Consider the following 16,909-nt stretch of genomic DNA (forward strand, 5'->3'; position numbering starts at 1 on the left):
AACAGTTAATGCGCAGATTCCAAGTTGAGATATTTGGTGTCGGGGATGCGCGACAAAGTTGAGGATGAAAATTATGTCGGGCAATCAGGCCATCACAATCCTGGATATTTTCAAGATTCTGAGAAAACGATGGTTGTTTGTTGTATTTGGTCCATTGATAATCGGGGTTTCGGCGCTGGGTTTTAGCTTCATGATTACGCCAAAATATACGGCGAGTGCTCAAATCATGATTCCCCAAACACAGAGTACGGCAAGTGCATTGTTGGGGAGCCTCGGAGGGCTGGCGGGTGCTGCTGGCGGAGCAATCCCAGGCCTGAAAAATCCTGCTGATCAATGGATTGGGTTGATGCGAAGCAGAACAGTAGGTGATGCCTTGGTCGATCGATTCTCGCTACTGGATCGTTATAAGAGAGTCCATCGATTCGAGGCGAGAGAGCAGTTGTCTATTCAAACTTCAATATCGTCAGGAAAAGATTCGCTGATTGATATTTCTGTTGAAGATGTCGACCCCAAGGTCGCAGCAGAGATGACTACGGCGTACATCGAAGAACTACAGAAGCTGAGTAAGTCACTCGCAGTTTCAGAGGCGGCGCAGCGAAGACTGTTTTTTCAGAAGCAGCTCGAAGAAGCCAAGGAGCAACTGCTTGCGGCAGAGCTCGCACTCCAGCGGGGGGGAGTAAGCGAGCAGGCCTTGATGGCGAGCCCAGAAACTGCCGTGGGCACAGTCGCACGTCTGAAGGCTCAAATTACCGCAGCAGAAGTCCAGATATCTGTCATGAGTGGGTCCATGACGGAAAACAACGCGCTTCTTCAAGCCAGTCGTCGTGAACTCGATTCGTTGCGAGCGCAACTCGCTAGAGTGGACAGGCCGACGTCGAGTTCAGGCGCTTCCAAAGATATTCGAGCCAATGAAGCGTCCGGGGATGCTTATATCGCTCGGTTGAGGAACTTTAAGTACTACGAGACTCTTTTCGAATTAATGGCCCGACAGTACGAATTGGCCCGAGCGGATGAGGCGAAAGACGGTGCGCTTATTCAGGTGGTCGATCCAGCACAGATCCCGGAATGGAAATCATCGCCGAAGCGAGGAATTATTGCGGTGATGTCTACCTTGAGCGGATTGATTGCATGTGTCGCAGCTGTCTTGATCTGGCACCAATACAAGGAGTCGCGTAGGGTTTCAGCCGGCTGAGTGACCGGGTCTTTTATGAACTGATGTAGGACAGACAGCGAAACTGTGTTGCATCAAAAGGATCCTAACCGAGCTTCAATCAGAAACCAGTGGGGTCACGGTGAGGCAATCTAAGGGGCGAGCGATCTAAGGAACTCTAAGGTTAGTTGATTGCCGCATTCACAAATACATCTGCGACCTGATCCCAGTTGGTAGGAAGCTTGCTCGTTTGTACGGAATAGTTCGGCCACCAACCGCCATCAAGTTGTTGCTTAAGTTTCCACAATGCCTCCCTGAGGGATTCTGGGTCGTACGGGTCAAAGTAGACTGCTTGATCATTGCAAAGCGCTCTGGCGTACGGCAAGTCAGGGCAGACAATAGGTAGGCCGATCCACATGGCTTCGATCAATGGGAATCCGAAACTTTCCGTTAATGACAAAAATACAAGTGCGTCGGCCTTCTCGTACTGTCCGAGCATTTTCTCGGGTGTGAGGAAGTCCACGCAACTTATGCGATTGTCGAGAAGGTGTGAACCTGCTTCAGGTGCTATTGTTAGGATTACTTCTTTGATGGGCCAGTCGCCGTGGGCGATGCTTCCCAACATGCGATGGTTCTTGTGGGGGTATTTCTGTGCTGGGTAAAACAGCGTGAGATTGTTGTGATTGCTTGTCCGGGACGATCTCTTTAGTCTTGAATCGATTAGCCACTGTGGAACGGGCTGTGGGGCGACAATGATTGCGGACTCATTTATCCCGCGATAGGATGAAAGTAGGGCGACCTTCATTGCGGCCGTTTGGACAATGAATCTGTGAACTCGCCTTGAATTGATCCTAAAGAGCAGCCTCGCTATCCGATATTTCAACGCTCGCTCTGTTTCGGGGCCGACTGTGAGGTGAGTCGTTTGAACGAAAACAGTCTGGCGAGCGTTGATGCGAATCGGAATGTCTCCAAGTACTAGGACTGGCGCGTCGCCGCGCCACTTCCACCCGCCGAATGTGCACTCCGCTATTCTCGATACTGCATTCGGAAGCCAGCGGTGATAAATGATGCACTTTCGTTCTGAGTCTGCAGCATACCTGCTGAGGTCACCGCGATCCGGTAGATGAATTTCAGTGATGTTGACGTCCGCCTGACGTTCGAGGGCGGGCAACAATGACTTCAGGAGTTGCACTGCACCAGCTCCCGCAACATTTGTCAGGTGTAGGCGCAACTCCGGAAGGTTTTGTTTTGCCATTGAGCTAGAAGACAAAAGTTACCTCAATACCACGGACAAGCAGGTTTCGACCTTCGATTCAGGGTCGCTTCCAACACCTCTGACATGTAGGTGCCTGCCACTGCAGGAGCGAGCTTAGAGGCCGCTTCACCTGTTGCTTGTCTGAACGAAGAGAGAAGCGTCGACTGCTCGATCAGTTGAATCAATATATTCACCAACTCGACATTGCTGTCGTCAAGTTGAAATACTCGGCCACATCCGAACTTCTCTAGTACAGAGCCCGCGCCAACGCGGTTGCTGCATAGTACCGGCGTTCCCGACTGTATCGCTTCGTTGACCACGACCCCCCAACCGTCGTATCGGCTTGGCAAGACAAGCACGTCGTAGTCCCGAATGACAGTCTGAGCCAAACCGAAGGGAATTACACCGCGGTAGATCGAATGCTGGCTATTCCATGTGAACAGATTTGGATCGCCCGGGCCGAATACGTCGAGGCGGATTGAACGTCCACTTGCATACACCCGATCGACGGACTCAAGTAGACCATCAAGGCCTTTGATCGCAATCAAGCTGCCGACGAAAATGACCTTTAGAGGCCGATTCGGTGGTTGCACCGGCTGGTGACTCATTGCTCCATCGATTTGGGGCACGAAGTATCCGAATGGAGCAATTTGACTTTCTTTGACTCCAAGAGATTGGTACTGAAGAGAAGCCAGTCGTGAAATCGCGAAAACTCCGCTGATCTTGCGAAGCAGGAGCAAGCTGTACAGCTTATAGATGAGCGGTCGAAACTTCGCCTTAATTTTCGAAAGAGAAGTTCCGTTGTCTGAAAGGTAGCCTGCCGCCTCCGTTGAGTAGGGTTCCGAGATCAGATGAACCTGCTCAATGCCTTTGAGTTGCGCCCAAAGCAGGGCGAGCATGAAAAGGCTGTTTTCGAAGGGACTCCCGAACAGATGTATTGCATCTCGTCTTGATTCAAGGATGTGCCGAACGGCTCGCCATCGGCCTCGACCAGGGAGCGAGATGATGGCGAGGCCCGTTGTATCCGGCGCTGTCCAGCCTTGACGGCGTCGATCTTCGTGTTCTGTAGCTGCAACGACAACTTCAACTGTATTTCCCCAGGCTTCCTTGAGTGCCTTTAGCGTGTGCGACTGGTGTGCTGTCAGCACAGGGTGCCAACTCACAATCTGAGGCCGGATCATTTGGGTAGGTTAAAGAAAAATTGTTTCAGCTTTGGGCCAACTTGCGAGGAATCGCAAGCGCTGCGAGCGATGGCTTGACCATGAAGAGCGCGTACGCTTGATTCTTCGACAGAACTGACGATTTTCTGTAGCGCCACATAGATGGATTCCGGATCCTCTGAATGAACATACACGGCGCTTTCTCCGAAGATTAGCCGAACATCACTGATATCCGTCGTCACAAGTAACAAGCCGGCTGAAGCCATTTCAATCACCTTGGAGGGGAATGTTGTATTTGCCAGTTGGCCGGTTGCTGGCTTCAGTGCAAGACCTACCTGACATCGCCGCACAATTGCTTGGTACTCTTCGTCAGTGGTGCGGCCATGGATGACGAGCCCACCCATTCCGATGTCTTTCCCGGCTCGCTGCGAGAACTCTGCGACGAGGTCACCCTTCCCTGAAATCTCGAGTGTCAGTTTTCTAGACCAAAGTGGGCGTCGCCTTTCAATCAAATCCAGGACCTGGATCATCGCGTCTGCGCCTGTTTCCTTGGAGATTGTTCCTCCGAGCAATATGTGAACCGAATCCTGCGTCCAGGACTTTTCGACGAACTCTTGTCCAACCGTGCCGTAGTAGCAGAGGATGTGCTTACTCGTTGTCTCCGATCTTAAGCCTTCACATGCAAGCATGGTTCCTCGGGAGCAGATACTTGCATAAACCAACTTCTTTAACTGTGTGAGCTTCTTCGTCAAAGGCCCCTGGCCTTCAAGTATCTCGCCATCCTCAATATCAAGAAATGCGGCGATGCCTCGTATTTTCGCAAATAGTAGAGCTGCTAGGTAGGCCGGCATTCTGTTGTAAAACATGATGACCGTATTCCCGGGCATTCTCGCAAATTTATTCAAGGGAATGATTGCGGAAAGCAGCGTGAGAATAAGCGAGAGCAGGCGACTGTGCTCGAAGGGCAAGTAAATAACTGGGCAACTATTAATCCGCTTTACCTTGAAGCCGAAGAGTCGTCCTGATCCATCCTGTTTGCCACGGCCCAGGCTAACAATCCAGGGACGCACCCCGACGGATCGCAATGAACGACACATCATGAACATTTTTCTAGATGCGGCGGGGCTGTCCGACGTTATGCCGCGCCTGATTCTCGTTTCATCATCTAGTGCATTGCATAAAACGATTAGTCGGTTCGTCATCGACTCATCTCAGTTTAGTTTCCGAATCATCCTGCAAGGCACTCCGCCAGCGAGTGTGTTTGGTGGAATGTCCTTTGTAACTACTGCTCCAGCGGCAATAACCGATCCTTCACCGATGGTTACGCCGCCCAGTATCAGGCATCCTGCCCCTATCCATACGCCGTCTCCAACGAAGATGTCTCTTGCGACACCGCTTCCAGCTCTCCGAAAACTCGTACCAATTTCATGGGACCCAGGAATAAAGCTTACACTTGGCCCTATATCGCACCTACTTCCGATATGAATCGCGGCGGCAATATTTGAGTGAAACACTGATCGCGGACTGATCCAGGTCTCATCCCCAATTGAAATGAGCCCCCTACCGTAAAGCGCGCCGCCCCCACAGTATGAAACGTGTTTTCCCAGTTTAATATTGGCTAGTTTGAGTAGCTTTGATTTTAGTGAGAATGCCCCACTGACTGGGAGTGCAAAAAAAACAATTGTCAGGGCTGTTCGCAATATTGATATGAACATATCAAAACAGGAAATAAAAGGGGGCGCCCCATCGCTCAAACTGACTCCATAGGCCCTCTGAGGATGGGGTTGAGATTGATTTGTATGTTCTTTGTGCAAGTACAATCAAAAACAAAATCCTGGCGTACTTGGCGTAAGGCAAAAGTGCTGAAAATATCAAATACCCAGGGATAACTGAGATGAACATAAGGCAGAGGCGAAAAGAAGCGCCCGGCACTTGCAGAAATGCAAAGTAAATAAGACAAAAAGCTAAGACCGGGAACTTCCAGTTGCCGGCATTCCTGTTGTACGTATTTTTGGTCAGAAACAATATTGCTAATACGGACATAATAAAAATGCCATACAGCCAAACTGACACACTTTCGCTGCTAAGTAGCCACCCAAGTCTTGCGCCGCCCTGGCTTTCTCCTTGAAGAATGAATTCCTCAATCGTGGTCAGGTCGAAGTACCATAAGATCAATGCAAGTGGGATTAATCCGTAGTATTTTATTCGCCGTAAGGTGATGATTGAGAGAAACACTGGAATGGCCGATAAGTGAAATCCCCCGGCAATGGTTAGAAAGAGTGCGGCATGGCTTCTGCTCTGAGCGGTGAGTGCGTAAAGCATGACGACTACAGCATAGGTCTGTCGAACGATTTGAGTTGTGTTAAAGAGGGAGAATAGAAGCAGGGAGGCCCCTATGCAAGCTGCCTTGTTGCCTTCGTCTATAGATGCTGAATCTAGGCCGCGATACTCGAGCCAGAGATAGAAAGTGAAGGTGCAGAACAGGCATAGGAAAAACAGCACAAACTGTGGGCTGTCTTTGGGTCCGAAAAGCCCAATCGCGGCGAGTAGCGATGGAGTTAGTATTTCTAAGCCGCCGCCGTAAGAGAATAATTTCTCTAGATCTCCTGTGTGTAGGCTTTGATAGAGATCAAAGTATCTTATGAAGTCATCAGTTTCGACCTGAAAAACCTCTCTGGAGGAAATCATTAGCGCGCCGCTGAAGACTGTGCTCAATGAAATAAGAATTCGCTCCTCTCTTTGGAGATGGTTGGACAGTCCGATAAGAATGGTTATGGATAAGCTCCATGCGAGTACAGGTGAGGTTGCGCAGATGATGTACGCGACCAATAGTATGTATGGCGTTGTGCTTAGCCAAGAGGTTTTTTCGCCCCTCATTTTGTTTTGTCAAGTCGAATGAGTCATGTTGGAAAATACAGATATGTATTCTCTGGCGACTGCCGTTTCAGACCATGAGCATACTGCTCGTGTTCTTGCTGCCGCAGACATTGATTCGAACGCCCCTGGCGTTCGGCATAAATCAAAGATGGCTGATGCGAGTTGAGTGGGATCGTATGCAGATGCCATGAGGCCAGTTGTCCCGTGGATCACAACATCAGGTATTCCTGTGCAGTCAAAGGCGACAACAGGGCAGCCGCATGCTTGCGCTTCGGTTGCTGTCTGTGGAAGATTTTCTTGCTCAGACGGAACCACCATGACATCCGCTGAGTTGTACAGAAGGGCAAGGGTGGTGTCATCCGATACATGGCCCGTCCAGACTGAATCTATTGGTAGACCGCCGCCATCAGGCGGCCTGGATTGTCCGAAGACCACGCAGGTGAAGTCTTGTGTGTTGTTTGTGTTTGCCAAAATGTCTAGTGCTCTCCGCAGGTGTTGGTATCCCTTACGCGGTTCACTAGATCCGCCAATCGCACCGAAGAGCACGATCTTCTTGTCTTGAGGTAGCCTAAGTACGTCACGGGCAAAGTGACGATCCAGTGGTCGGAAAACCTCTGTGTCCAGCGGATTTGGAATGACATGTACCGGCCAGTCTCGGAACAACTCACTTCTTCGTGCACAGGATCCGAGCCAGTTACTTGGAGAAATGATGTGCATCGGGCGTCTCCACGCCTTGGCCTTGCGTTTGGCCGTCCAACGTGCAAGATCCCAACCAGTGTCGCCTTGATCGCGGTTGTTTCTTCGATAACCGACGGCCCACCGAGCATCTGCGCTGTCTGACGTGTAATGCTCTGAGCCACAGAACGGCCACATGTCATGTAGGGTCCATGCGACTGGTTTCTTGATTCGGCCAATGTCTGAAATGGACATCGTTTCTCCGCAAATCCAATGCAGATTCACGACATCGGCGTCTGAAGCATTAATCTCATCAGCCCACGAAGACGGTAGCCAGTTCGTGGACTGCAGTCCTTGGTCAGTTCTGTCTTGCAATGCATTGAGCGCATACCCTGCGCGCCATCGCATAGCGGTCACCGCCTTGGCACCGCCGCTAACGTCACCAATGACGGTCGGGTCATCCGATTTCTTCAATCGCACTCGCATCCGTGATTGGTGTCCAGCAGCGAGAAGAGCTTTGTGCAGTCGGTAAGCCGCACGGCCTGCGCCGCCGACCGAATCCGAGTATGAGACGATTAAGATTTTCACTTCAGGGTCCGAGGCGCAATGCACCATCTTTGGGTGGGCGCAATCAATGCGTTGAAAACGTCCGAAGAGTACAAGGCAATTAACTCTCAGCGGTTCAAACTGATTTGAACTGCTGCTTCCACCGCGCGATTTCTTCCTGTGGCAGCCGAACAGCAGTTGCTCTTTCTTGCTTTAAAATATCAGCAAGGATTCCGACTTGGTCGCCCTCGATCACAGGCAGGCCGAAATCTCTCTGTTTTTCAGTGGCTCGATTATCAACGGATATAATCATGGCCCGAACTCTTCTTTGTAGAGCGCGGATGCCTGCATGAAGTCTTGTGCCAACGTAGTCAATATTGCCGCCATCAAGTACGCCATTGAAACTTGCGAGACTGGGTGATAGTACTTTGATGTTCGAGGCGTGGACATCGATCAAGCTAGCCAGATAGCGCAGATCGCCTGATCCTTGAGGCCAGAAAAAAATGGTTTGGTAGCTCGCAGTCAGTTGTCGAATCAAGGCCCGGTCGCGGTCAAGATTCGGTTTGTAGTCCGTTATTGTGAATACAACTTGCGCGGCCTTTCCTAGCGGAATTGCGCGGCAGTGATCGGGATCTAGGCGCCACATGGTTGGGCACCCGGTATTGATGACATTCTCTATTCCGATTGAGCGCAGCTTTTCTTCGGCATACGAGTCACGCACTGAATGTAGGTGACGGCGCGAGAGTGCCTTTCGGTAGAACAATGCGGACAGCCAGTCCGGCTTGTCTTGATACTGCCACCATCCGACTCCCATCAAAACGACATCTCGCAAGAGTGGGATGTCGAGAGCGCCGAACTTCCACTGTCGGTACTGTCGGAGATGAGAGCTCAATATGTTTGTCCCTCCGATGACAGAGAAGTCAGATCTCTGCACAATGTTGCGCCCTACTTTTCCTATGGAATCGTGTGTTGGCAGTGTGATGGTCTGGTGGCGCGTCAATAAGCCGCTCAACTCCAAATTGACCGCGTCCATGATGATGAAGTCGCCAACATTCTCAGATGCGACGCTTGTATCGAACAAGGCAACCAAGTTTCGGGGTGGGGTTGAAGTCATTTCAAGTGTCGGAAGTCGAGTTATGCGTTGCAGATGAGCGAGTTCTTCAACGCCAGGCTGAATTTATTGAAGTCCAGAACGGGATAGACGATGGCGTACAAAAGATTGGATTGACAATAAGTCTTGCTTGGTCGGCAACAAGCGTGGTGGTGGCTCTTTGAGTACCAAGGGGTAAATCAAGATCGTTGCCAAAAGACGAGTAAATGATCCGAGCAGCATGAGGCTTGCCAGGTAAGAGGATTCGTCCTGTTCTGGCAGAAAGAATATCCCGATGAACACTGGTAGCAGGCTGGTGACTTGACGTAGCGCTACAAGTCCAGGTCTGCCTCCTGCATTGAAGCGTTGAGCTAATGTCCAACTCCCTGCGCCTATCACTGCCTCAAATGCAAGAATAGAGAAAGGCAGCGCACAGGCAGCGAAAGCAGATCCAAAAATGGTCGGAATCATCCAGGGAGATGCCAGTGCTGCAAGGGTCGAAACGATCAGCATAGGCATGAATGTGGTCCGAAACGCTTTGAGGACATTTTCTGACAACGTGCTGTTGTCCTTGCCTGCGTATCGAGAGAAGAGTGATATTGATACTGAGTCCTGGACCATTGCTATTTGTCGCGACAAAGCGAATGCAAGCGCGTAGAACCCTACCTCGTCTGGTCTCCCAATTTCCAGTATGACTATTTTGTCGATATTTGACAAAAGGACGCCAATTAAGGCGGTGATGTGTTGGTGTCCTGCATAGATTGCAACGGCCGAAAACTTGATTGCCTTATAGTCTGTCGCGACTTGGCGGCCCTCGGTCATTGCCTTCCAGATCCAGAAAGCGGCAGCCAAGGTCGCCAAGCCAGTTACGGTGATCTGAAGATTCAAAACCCAATCATACTGAGCGATGCCGTTCTCAAGAAGCATTACAGCCGAAACGCAAATCAACATCATCAGCGCAACTGCATTTCTCAGAAGGTTGAACACCTTTAGATCTGCTGATATCTGGCTCAATGTTGTCAAGTATGCGAAGGCGGCTGTCAGTGTGGCCAGTCCGGCCACTGTATATACTTGCGGCTGGAGGCGTGACTCAAAAAGTGTTGTGACGCCTATCCATGCAAGAGGACCTGCCACACAAACCACGGCGCCGAGGCCTATTAGGAACGTGCTGCGAAAGTTGTGTTGAAAAGGACCGCCACGGTGATAGACAATTGAACTCGCGAAGCCCAGTTGAGCGACGGCTGCAGCTATTCCTACGATCACCAACGCCGCAGCTAGCATTCCGCGGCCTTCTGTGCCCAGCAGTCGCGCGGTCAAGACTGAGCCAAAGAAGGAGACGATGGCTAAGAATATGCCGCCAGTTAGCGTTCTCCACCAACTGCCAGAGAAACTCGAGTCGCTCAAGCTATACTCACTTGCGTGGATTGGACCTTGATCGCATCGCTTCGGGCATGGTTGACGGAGATGATTATTTTTTCCATCTGAATCAGTGAATCAAAGCGTTCCAAGCTCGAACCGCACTTTCTGTTGAGTACTTGTCTACCGCGATTTTTCGTGCCGTCTCCGACATGGTCTCCCGCAGATTGTTGTCGTCTTTCAGGTTGATGATTGTGCTGACCAAACGCGCAGCGTCCCCGACCTGTACCGTGGCGCCGACTTTTTCTTTCTGAATCAATCTTGCTAGCTCTCCGTCGGTATCCCCGATAAAGATGACTGGTCGGCCTGACGCGAGGATCCCGTAGTACTTGCTCGGCACGATCAGTCCCTCGTGTTCGGGTAGTAGGCTGATCAGGTGGACGGACGCGCAACAAAGACTCAGACTTAGTTCTTCTCGGCGTTGATATGGGTGAAACGAAAAGTTTTTCAGTCCGAGCAGGTTGACTTCGCTCCGTAGCTTTTCCGTCTGCGCGCCGCCACCTACGAAACAGAAATGAAAGGCTGAATCGGATGAAAGTGCAGTCATCGCATTGATGATTGTCCGGAATTCATGCGCTCGGCCCAGATTTCCGGAGTACATCACGACGAACCGATTTTCTAGTTTCCATTCCGAAATTAGCCGGTTGTTGGTGGCCTTGATTGGGGTGATTAGATTTGTATCTTGCCAATTGCTGATTGTTTTAAGTTTTGCTGCTGAGATTCCGCGGCTCAGCAGAACTTCGCGCATGCGTTCGCCGATCACGACATTTATGTCTGCTCGCTCAAGTGACCAGTCTCTGATTCGAGAGATCCATCGACCTATTTTTCCGTTCAAGGCTGACATTCCCGCGCGTTGGGCAACCTCTGGGAATAGGTCTTGGATCCAGTTGAAAAACTTGGCACCCTTGAGTTTCGCTATCGCCGCGACTGGAATCGAGATCAGCGGCGGGTCTGTTTTTGCGACGACCAGCGAATTGCGATCTACTTTTCCTGTTAATGCAATAGTCGCGGAAACATAAAATGTCAGATAATCAATTGCTCGACCGACCGTTGAGCGTCTGCCGAATCGAGTGGTCCATACTCGATGAACGTTAACGCCCTTGATGTTTTCGGTGCTCGATAGATCAGTGTTCGTGTTTTCGTAGAGCTGCCGCGAACACACCACTGATACGTTGTGGCCGGACGCTTTCAGGCCAAACGCGAGGTCGCTCAGCATTTGGCTGGTAGCGCTCACGTCTGGATGAAAGAATCTATTGACGAAGATGATTTCTCTTTGTGTCACGCGTCGATCTTATTGGCTAGATTTTTGTATTCGTGAGAATGAGTGCTTGCAGTTTTTGTCGCCATTGGCGTGCCGGTGGTGTTGGCTTGCGCAATCAAGCGTCGGGTTCTGGTGAATCGTTTCCCGGCGTGAAGCATTTGTATGTTCGATGGTCGAATTGCTTTCGCGCCGGACGTGCAGCGTGAATCAGTTATTCAAGGTCTTAATCGCCGCCGCACTCAACCCAAACTGATAAAGAATCTGACTCCAATCCTTCAACCCACGCGTGAACGCGGTCCAGAAGGTTTCGCGGTTGCCCTTCTCGGGCACCACCAAGGTATCCCCCGGCATCAGCTCCACCCGCTCCAGCCCGTCAAACCACCAGCCGCGACGGCTGGCGTGCATCACGGTGCCGTCGGCGCGAACGATGAAGCTGTTTTCGAGGTCGGCTTCGACGTCCACGCCGGCTGCGTCTAGGTATTCCTTCATCTTGCGACCCGGCCGCCACAGCAGTGCGTTGTTGTTGGCCACTGCGCCGACCGCGAAGATGAAGGCCGGTTTGGAGGGGATGCTGACGCGGTCGCCGTCTTCGAGGCTCAGGTCCGGCAGGTCGCGCGTACCGGCTGCGGAGGTCGGCAGTTCGAGGGCGATGCGGCCGTTGGATTTCAGGCTTTTCAGGCGCTGCAATTGGGCGCGCTGTGATTCGGCCTGGGCGGCGCGCAAGGCGGTGGCGGCTTGGGCGTCGGTGGCCGACAGGTTGGCGGTGGCCGTTGCGGCTGCGCTGGCGAGCTGGCTTTCAAGGCGCTTGACGGCGTCGTCGAGGGCGAGCTGTTGCTGGCGGCGGGTTTCTTCGCGGGCGAACTCGGTGCCGAAGACATAGGCTTCGGGCGTCAGGCCGCCGGCGCGCGAGATCAGGTCGGGCAGGGTTTCGCCGGGGCCGATCTGATAGATGCCGGGGGCGCGGACCTCGCCTTGCACACGCACCAGGCGGTTTTGCTTGGCCACCGGGTTCTTGATGTCGGCGCGGCCGAAGATGGTGACCACGTCGCCGGGCTGCAGCACGGGGTTGTGGGCGGGGTCCTTGTCGATCACCGCCTTGGCGAGGTTGAAGGGGATCAGCTCCATCGCGACGCGGTCGCTGTTCAGGCGCTCGATCGCGGCGTATTCCCAGTTCGGTTCATCCAGCAGGTTGCGTACGTCGCGTTCGAGCTTGGCCTCGGTGACGTCGGCACTGCCGCCCTGCAGGGTCTTGCCCTCGATGAACTGCACCAGCTTGTTCTTGCGCTGGTAATAGTCGGGCGTGATGAGGGCCTCGCGGTCGGGGATCAGGTCGCTGACACGCATGCCCGGCGTGAACGGGTAGCGCAGCGGGTTGGCGACGTTGCCGCGCAGGGTGACGGCGTTGGCGAACTTGGGCTGGACCTTGAACAGGGTCAGGATGTCGCCGTCGCGCAGCGGCATGTTGCTGACGGCGCCGGCCAGTTCGACCTTGTTGACGACGCGCGGTGCGCGTGGCGTGCTGCGGTCCAGGCGTTCGAGTTGGGCGGTGCTCAGGTCGGTCGACGCGCTGGTGCCGCCGCCGTAGGCCAGCAGCGCGGCGATGGTCTCGCCCGTGGCTTTCAGTTCGTAGATGGCCGGGCTGTCGAGCGCGCCGGCCACGGCCACGCGCGGGCCGGCGGTGTTGAAGACGACGACGTCGCCCGGGAGCAGGCGCACATCGGTGCCGCTGTTGCCGTTGAGGATGAAGTCGTAGAGGTCGATCTCGCCCACGACCTTGCCGGCGCGCTTGAGCTGCACGTTGCGCATGCTGCCGTTGCCGTTCGGACCGCCGCTGGCGAACACGACGTTGATCAACGTGGACAGGCTGCTGACGGTGTAGCCACCGGGCCGGCGGGCCTGGCCGACGACGAAGACCTGGATGCTGCGCAGCTGGCCCAGCGTCACGTTGAGGCTGAAGTTGCGGAACACCCGGCCGACCTGGCCGCGCAGGTGGGCGTCGATGTCGGCCGCCTTGACGCCCGCGACGCTGACAGTGCCCACGCGCGGGATGTTGATCTGGCCGTTGCGGTCGACGACGGCGCGGAAGTCGATGTCGATGCTGCCCCAGCCGCGCAGCTGCAGCTCGTCGCCGGGGCCGATGACGTAGTCGGCCGGAACGGGCACGCCCGCGACCGGCGCGTAGCTGTGGCCGCCGACCTGGAAGTAGCGCTCACCGAAGATCGGCAGCTTCTGGCCGGTGGTCTGTTCGACGAAGCGCTGGAACTCGTTGCTGAGGGGTTCGAGCGGCAAGCCGGAGCTTGGGTCAAAGCCGCCGCGCTGCAGGTCCTGCGGGTTGCCGGTGCCGTTCGGCAGGCCTTCGGCGCCGCGGATGGTGGGCACCCCGCCGGTGCCGGGCAGGTTGAGGATGCCGCCACCGGGCAGGTTGCCGCCACCCAGGCCACCGGAGGCGCTGCCATCGGCGTTGCCGCTGGTGCCGCCGCCCGTCAGGGCCGCCTGCAGGGCCTGGAGGCTCTGTGCATCCACCGTCTGCGGGGCCAGAACAACCCCCGCGATCAGGGCCAGCAGGACGTGTCGCGCTTGGGATATTGCGGAGGGGAGGGCGCGGGAAGAAGGTCGCATCGGGCGGAGCAGGTGAGAGCGTCGTCTGGGCGTCAAGGCCGGGAGGCACCGGACGTGAAGGCTTAGCGGAGCGTTGCCGAATGTGTCAAGCCGATGATTTCAAAGCACTTTTTGTCATCTCGGACCCTCTCGGGCGGCCACCGCAGGCCGGCTTGAAGTGTATGCCGCTCGTTTCGGGGGGCGCCGTCCGGAAGCGGCAGATTTGAGGCCATCGGCGGGGGGTATGTCACGCGGCGGGATGTCGGCGCGAGCTTGTCGCTGCATCCATTCAGATGCAACATGCCATCCCTTCTGATGTTTTGGGGTGACCATGAGAACGACCGTGACGATCGATGACGCGTTGTACGAACGTGCGCTGGAAGTGGCGGATCCGTCGATGGACAAGGCCGACCTCTTTCGAGAGGCCATCAAGACCTTCGTGCGCATCCAGGCGGCCAAGCGCTTGGCCGCCCTGGGTGGGGCCGTGCCGGACATGCAGGAGATTCCGCGCCGCCGCGAGGAGGCGCAAGGATGAGCGGTGTGCTGGTCGACACCTGCGTCTGGGTCGATCATTTCAAGAGGCGCAATGACACGCTCGTCGACTTGCTGGCGTCGGACAGGGTGCTCTCGCACCCCATGATCGTCGGTGAGCTGGCGTGTGGAACACCACCTTTTCGACGCCAGACCCTGCTGGATCTGGAAGGGTTGCAGCCGGTCCGACAGGCCTCGATCCGTGAGGTGATGGATCTGGTCGAGCGGGACCGCTTGTTCGGACTCGGTTGTGGCGTGGTGGACCTCATGCTTTTGGCCTCTGCACGGATGACGCCTGGCGTCGTGCTGTGGACCCTGGACCGGCGCTTGAACGCCCTTGCCCAACGCTACGGCATGACGCATCCGGCGGCGCGGCTCTGATCGGGCCTGCCGGGCGGCGCCCCGGCCCACGCGGGGCCTCAGAATCTGGCCTGTCCACCGCCCCGAGAGTCGCCAACGTGCCCAACGCCCCCGAATCCGTCGCCCTGTACTGGGACTTCGAGAACCTGCATGCCAGCCTGGTCGACCAGCGCTACGGGCAGGGCGCCTACTTCAGCAGCCGCTTCCGGCCGCAGGAGGCGCTGATCGATGTGGCGGCAATCGTCGAGTTCGCGCTGTCGCTGGGGCCGGTGGCGGTCAACCGGGCGTTCGCGAACTGGGCCTCGTTCAGCCGCTACCGCTATGCGCTGCTGGAGCAGGCGGTCGAGCTGATCCAGCTGTTCCAGCCGGGCTCGAACGGCAAGAACGGCGCCGACATCCGGCTGTGCCTGGACGTGGTCGAGGACATGGGCCGCTTCCCGCACATCGGCACCATCGTGGTGGTGGGCGGCGACAGCGACTTCATGCCGCTGTCCTTCAAGGTGAAGGCCGCCGGGCGCACGCTGGTGGGCATCGGGGCGCTCAACAGCACCAACGCGAATTGGGCGCGCAGCTGCCACGAGTTCAAGTACTACGAGGCGATGCTGCGGCCGCTGAACCTGCGCCTGCCGGCGCATCCGGATGACGAGCCTGCCGCACACGCCGACCCGCGCGGAGCGGCTGCGGCCGGGGCGATGCTGGCGGAGCGGGCGGCACGCGCGGACGCGGTCGCCGGGGAATCGCCGGCCCGCGCCACGGCGGGCGATGAAGCGGCCGAATCGGCCGAAGGGGTCGCATCGATGGACGACCACATGGATGACCGCACGGGTGATCGTGAAGCTGACCGCGAGGGTGATCGGCTGGACGGCGGCGCGGCTGCCCCGGCGGACGTCGCAGACGCTGCCAGCGCCGAGCTCAGTCCCGTCGACCTGGAGTTGCGGTCCCTGCTGGACCGCGCGGCCCAGGCGCAGGAGCGCCACCGCGATGCCCGCGAGCTGGTGCGTCGCGCAATCGACCTGTTGTCGCAGCGCCGGGGCGATGCCTGGGTGCAGAAGGCGGGCGTGCGCCCGGTGATCCAGCGCATGGACCCGACCTTCCAGGAGTCCAGCTACGGCTGCGCCAACTTCTCGGAGCTGCTGCAGGCGATGCCTGACCTGGTCGAGGTCCGCAAGGGCGAGTTCGACCACGAGATCCGGCTCAAGCCGATCGACTGAGGCGCCTTCGGCCGCCTCCCCCTGATCGATCCAGTCCCCACCCCGCGCCTGCGGGGCGCTGCCGCATGGCCGTTCGTGACCTTCTGCTCGGAAGCCCCGTGCGGTCTCAGGGTCAACCCGCTTCCGGCCTCAACCCGATGGCTGCTCGGCCGATCCACAGATGGTCCCGCTTAAGTTGTGCTTGGGCTGTTAGATGGGGTCGGTGCCGGCGCGGGCGTACCCATTTGGGGCACCCGTTGGTGAACGCGTCAGAAGTGGGGCTTCCGGCTGAGCGTGGCTCTTGCCCAGGCCTCACGCAGGTGGAAGCCGCTCACCCCCATCGACTTTGCTTGATCGGGTTGCGGACGGGTGGGCGTCAACCCCCGACCTGAAGGATGCGGGTGCGCGTGAATGCGCGCTTGGAGAAGGATTTGCCACTTGGCGTGCGTCAGGGCGGGCAGCGATGACGTGGTGTTCGCTGGGCCTGCGGGCCCGAGCCGGGCGTGGCTGGGTTGCGTTCCCCCATCGGACTTCGAGAAATGACCTGGATCAGTTTCTGATGCTTAGCACATGTTCTTAATGATGTCTGAACGACAGTGGTCGAGGTGCAACGAAAAACATCTCGTGAAGGTGGCCTATTGTGATTTCCGCACGGGGGATTTCGCGTTTTGCGCACGTCGGCAAATCTTGCAGTTCCGGAAAGATGGGCTTGTTTCCCACTATTTGAGGGGGTAAGGATCCTTCAGATGTGGAGCCTTCACGAAGCAACCGGCCAGTCGTGCATTTCGTCACGAATCCCG

Annotated in this window: 14 protein-coding genes; 4 read left to right on the forward strand and 10 right to left on the reverse strand. The window is 55.8% G+C overall.

All coding sequences use genetic code 11. The annotated features are described in order from the left end of the window. Nucleotides 1-73 precede the first annotated feature (73 nt). Entirely contained in the window at nucleotides 74-1,192 is a 1,119-nt protein-coding gene (locus EV685_RS18290; RefSeq protein ID WP_165396854.1) for a GumC family protein, read from the forward strand. Between the two features lie 142 nt (nucleotides 1,193-1,334). Here EV685_RS18290 and EV685_RS20830 read toward each other — a convergent pair whose 3' ends face one another. From EV685_RS20830 to EV685_RS18340, 10 genes are all read right to left on the reverse strand, one after another. Beyond that, on the reverse strand, nucleotides 1,335-1,775 hold the full coding sequence (locus tag EV685_RS20830; protein ID WP_207224870.1) for a glycosyltransferase: 441 nt from the start codon (nucleotides 1,773-1,775) through the stop codon (nucleotides 1,335-1,337). A gap of 653 nt (nucleotides 1,776-2,428) precedes the next feature. Beyond that, nucleotides 2,429-3,304, reverse strand: a complete 876-nt coding sequence (locus tag EV685_RS18300) for a glycosyltransferase family 4 protein (RefSeq protein WP_165396855.1) — start codon at nucleotides 3,302-3,304, stop codon at nucleotides 2,429-2,431. Between the two features lie 278 nt (nucleotides 3,305-3,582). Next, entirely contained in the window at nucleotides 3,583-4,767 is a 1,185-nt protein-coding gene (locus EV685_RS18305) for a glycosyltransferase (protein ID WP_130483502.1), read from the reverse strand. A gap of 9 nt (nucleotides 4,768-4,776) precedes the next feature. After that, nucleotides 4,777-5,280, reverse strand: coding sequence for an acyltransferase (locus tag EV685_RS18310; RefSeq protein WP_130483633.1), 504 nt, complete (start codon nucleotides 5,278-5,280; stop codon nucleotides 4,777-4,779). Nucleotide 5,281: 1 nt separating this feature from the next. Beyond that, complete coding sequence (locus EV685_RS18315; protein WP_130483503.1) at nucleotides 5,282-6,280, reverse strand: hypothetical protein; 999 nt, start codon at nucleotides 6,278-6,280, stop codon at nucleotides 5,282-5,284. A 171-nt stretch (nucleotides 6,281-6,451) separates the two neighbouring features. After that, entirely contained in the window at nucleotides 6,452-7,732 is a 1,281-nt protein-coding gene (locus tag EV685_RS18320) for a glycosyltransferase (protein WP_130483504.1), read from the reverse strand. Between the two features lie 67 nt (nucleotides 7,733-7,799). After that, complete coding sequence (locus EV685_RS18325) at nucleotides 7,800-8,753, reverse strand: polysaccharide pyruvyl transferase family protein (protein WP_165396857.1); 954 nt, start codon at nucleotides 8,751-8,753, stop codon at nucleotides 7,800-7,802. Nucleotides 8,754-8,840: 87 nt separating this feature from the next. Next, the gene (locus EV685_RS18330; protein ID WP_165396858.1) at nucleotides 8,841-10,157 is read right to left on the reverse strand and encodes a lipopolysaccharide biosynthesis protein; all 1,317 of its coding nucleotides are present in this window, start codon (nucleotides 10,155-10,157) and stop codon (nucleotides 8,841-8,843) included. Between the two features lie 82 nt (nucleotides 10,158-10,239). Next, complete coding sequence (locus EV685_RS18335) at nucleotides 10,240-11,403, reverse strand: glycosyltransferase family 4 protein (protein WP_165396859.1); 1,164 nt, start codon at nucleotides 11,401-11,403, stop codon at nucleotides 10,240-10,242. Nucleotides 11,404-11,637: 234 nt separating this feature from the next. Continuing rightward, nucleotides 11,638-13,953: a polysaccharide biosynthesis/export family protein gene (locus EV685_RS18340; protein WP_242615663.1), complete on the reverse strand. Its 2,316-nt coding sequence runs from the start codon at nucleotides 13,951-13,953 to the stop codon at nucleotides 11,638-11,640. Nucleotides 13,954-14,359: 406 nt separating this feature from the next. Here EV685_RS18340 and EV685_RS18345 point away from each other — a divergent pair, with 406 nt between their 5' ends. From EV685_RS18345 to EV685_RS18355, 3 genes are all read left to right on the forward strand, one after another. Beyond that, the gene (locus tag EV685_RS18345; protein ID WP_130483509.1) at nucleotides 14,360-14,563 is read left to right on the forward strand and encodes a type II toxin-antitoxin system VapB family antitoxin; all 204 of its coding nucleotides are present in this window, start codon (nucleotides 14,360-14,362) and stop codon (nucleotides 14,561-14,563) included. Continuing rightward, complete coding sequence (locus tag EV685_RS18350) at nucleotides 14,560-14,940, forward strand: type II toxin-antitoxin system VapC family toxin (protein WP_130483510.1); 381 nt, start codon at nucleotides 14,560-14,562, stop codon at nucleotides 14,938-14,940. Before EV685_RS18345 ends, EV685_RS18350 begins: the two co-directional genes overlap by 4 nt. Before the next feature lie 77 nt (nucleotides 14,941-15,017). After that, a complete protein-coding gene (locus EV685_RS18355; RefSeq protein ID WP_130483511.1) occupies nucleotides 15,018-16,130 on the forward strand; it encodes an NYN domain-containing protein in 1,113 nt (370 codons plus the stop codon). Nucleotides 16,131-16,909 lie beyond the last annotated feature (779 nt).

The organism is Sphaerotilus mobilis (assembly GCF_004216565.1).
Taxonomy (GTDB): Bacteria; Pseudomonadota; Gammaproteobacteria; order Burkholderiales; family Burkholderiaceae_C; genus Sphaerotilus; species Sphaerotilus mobilis.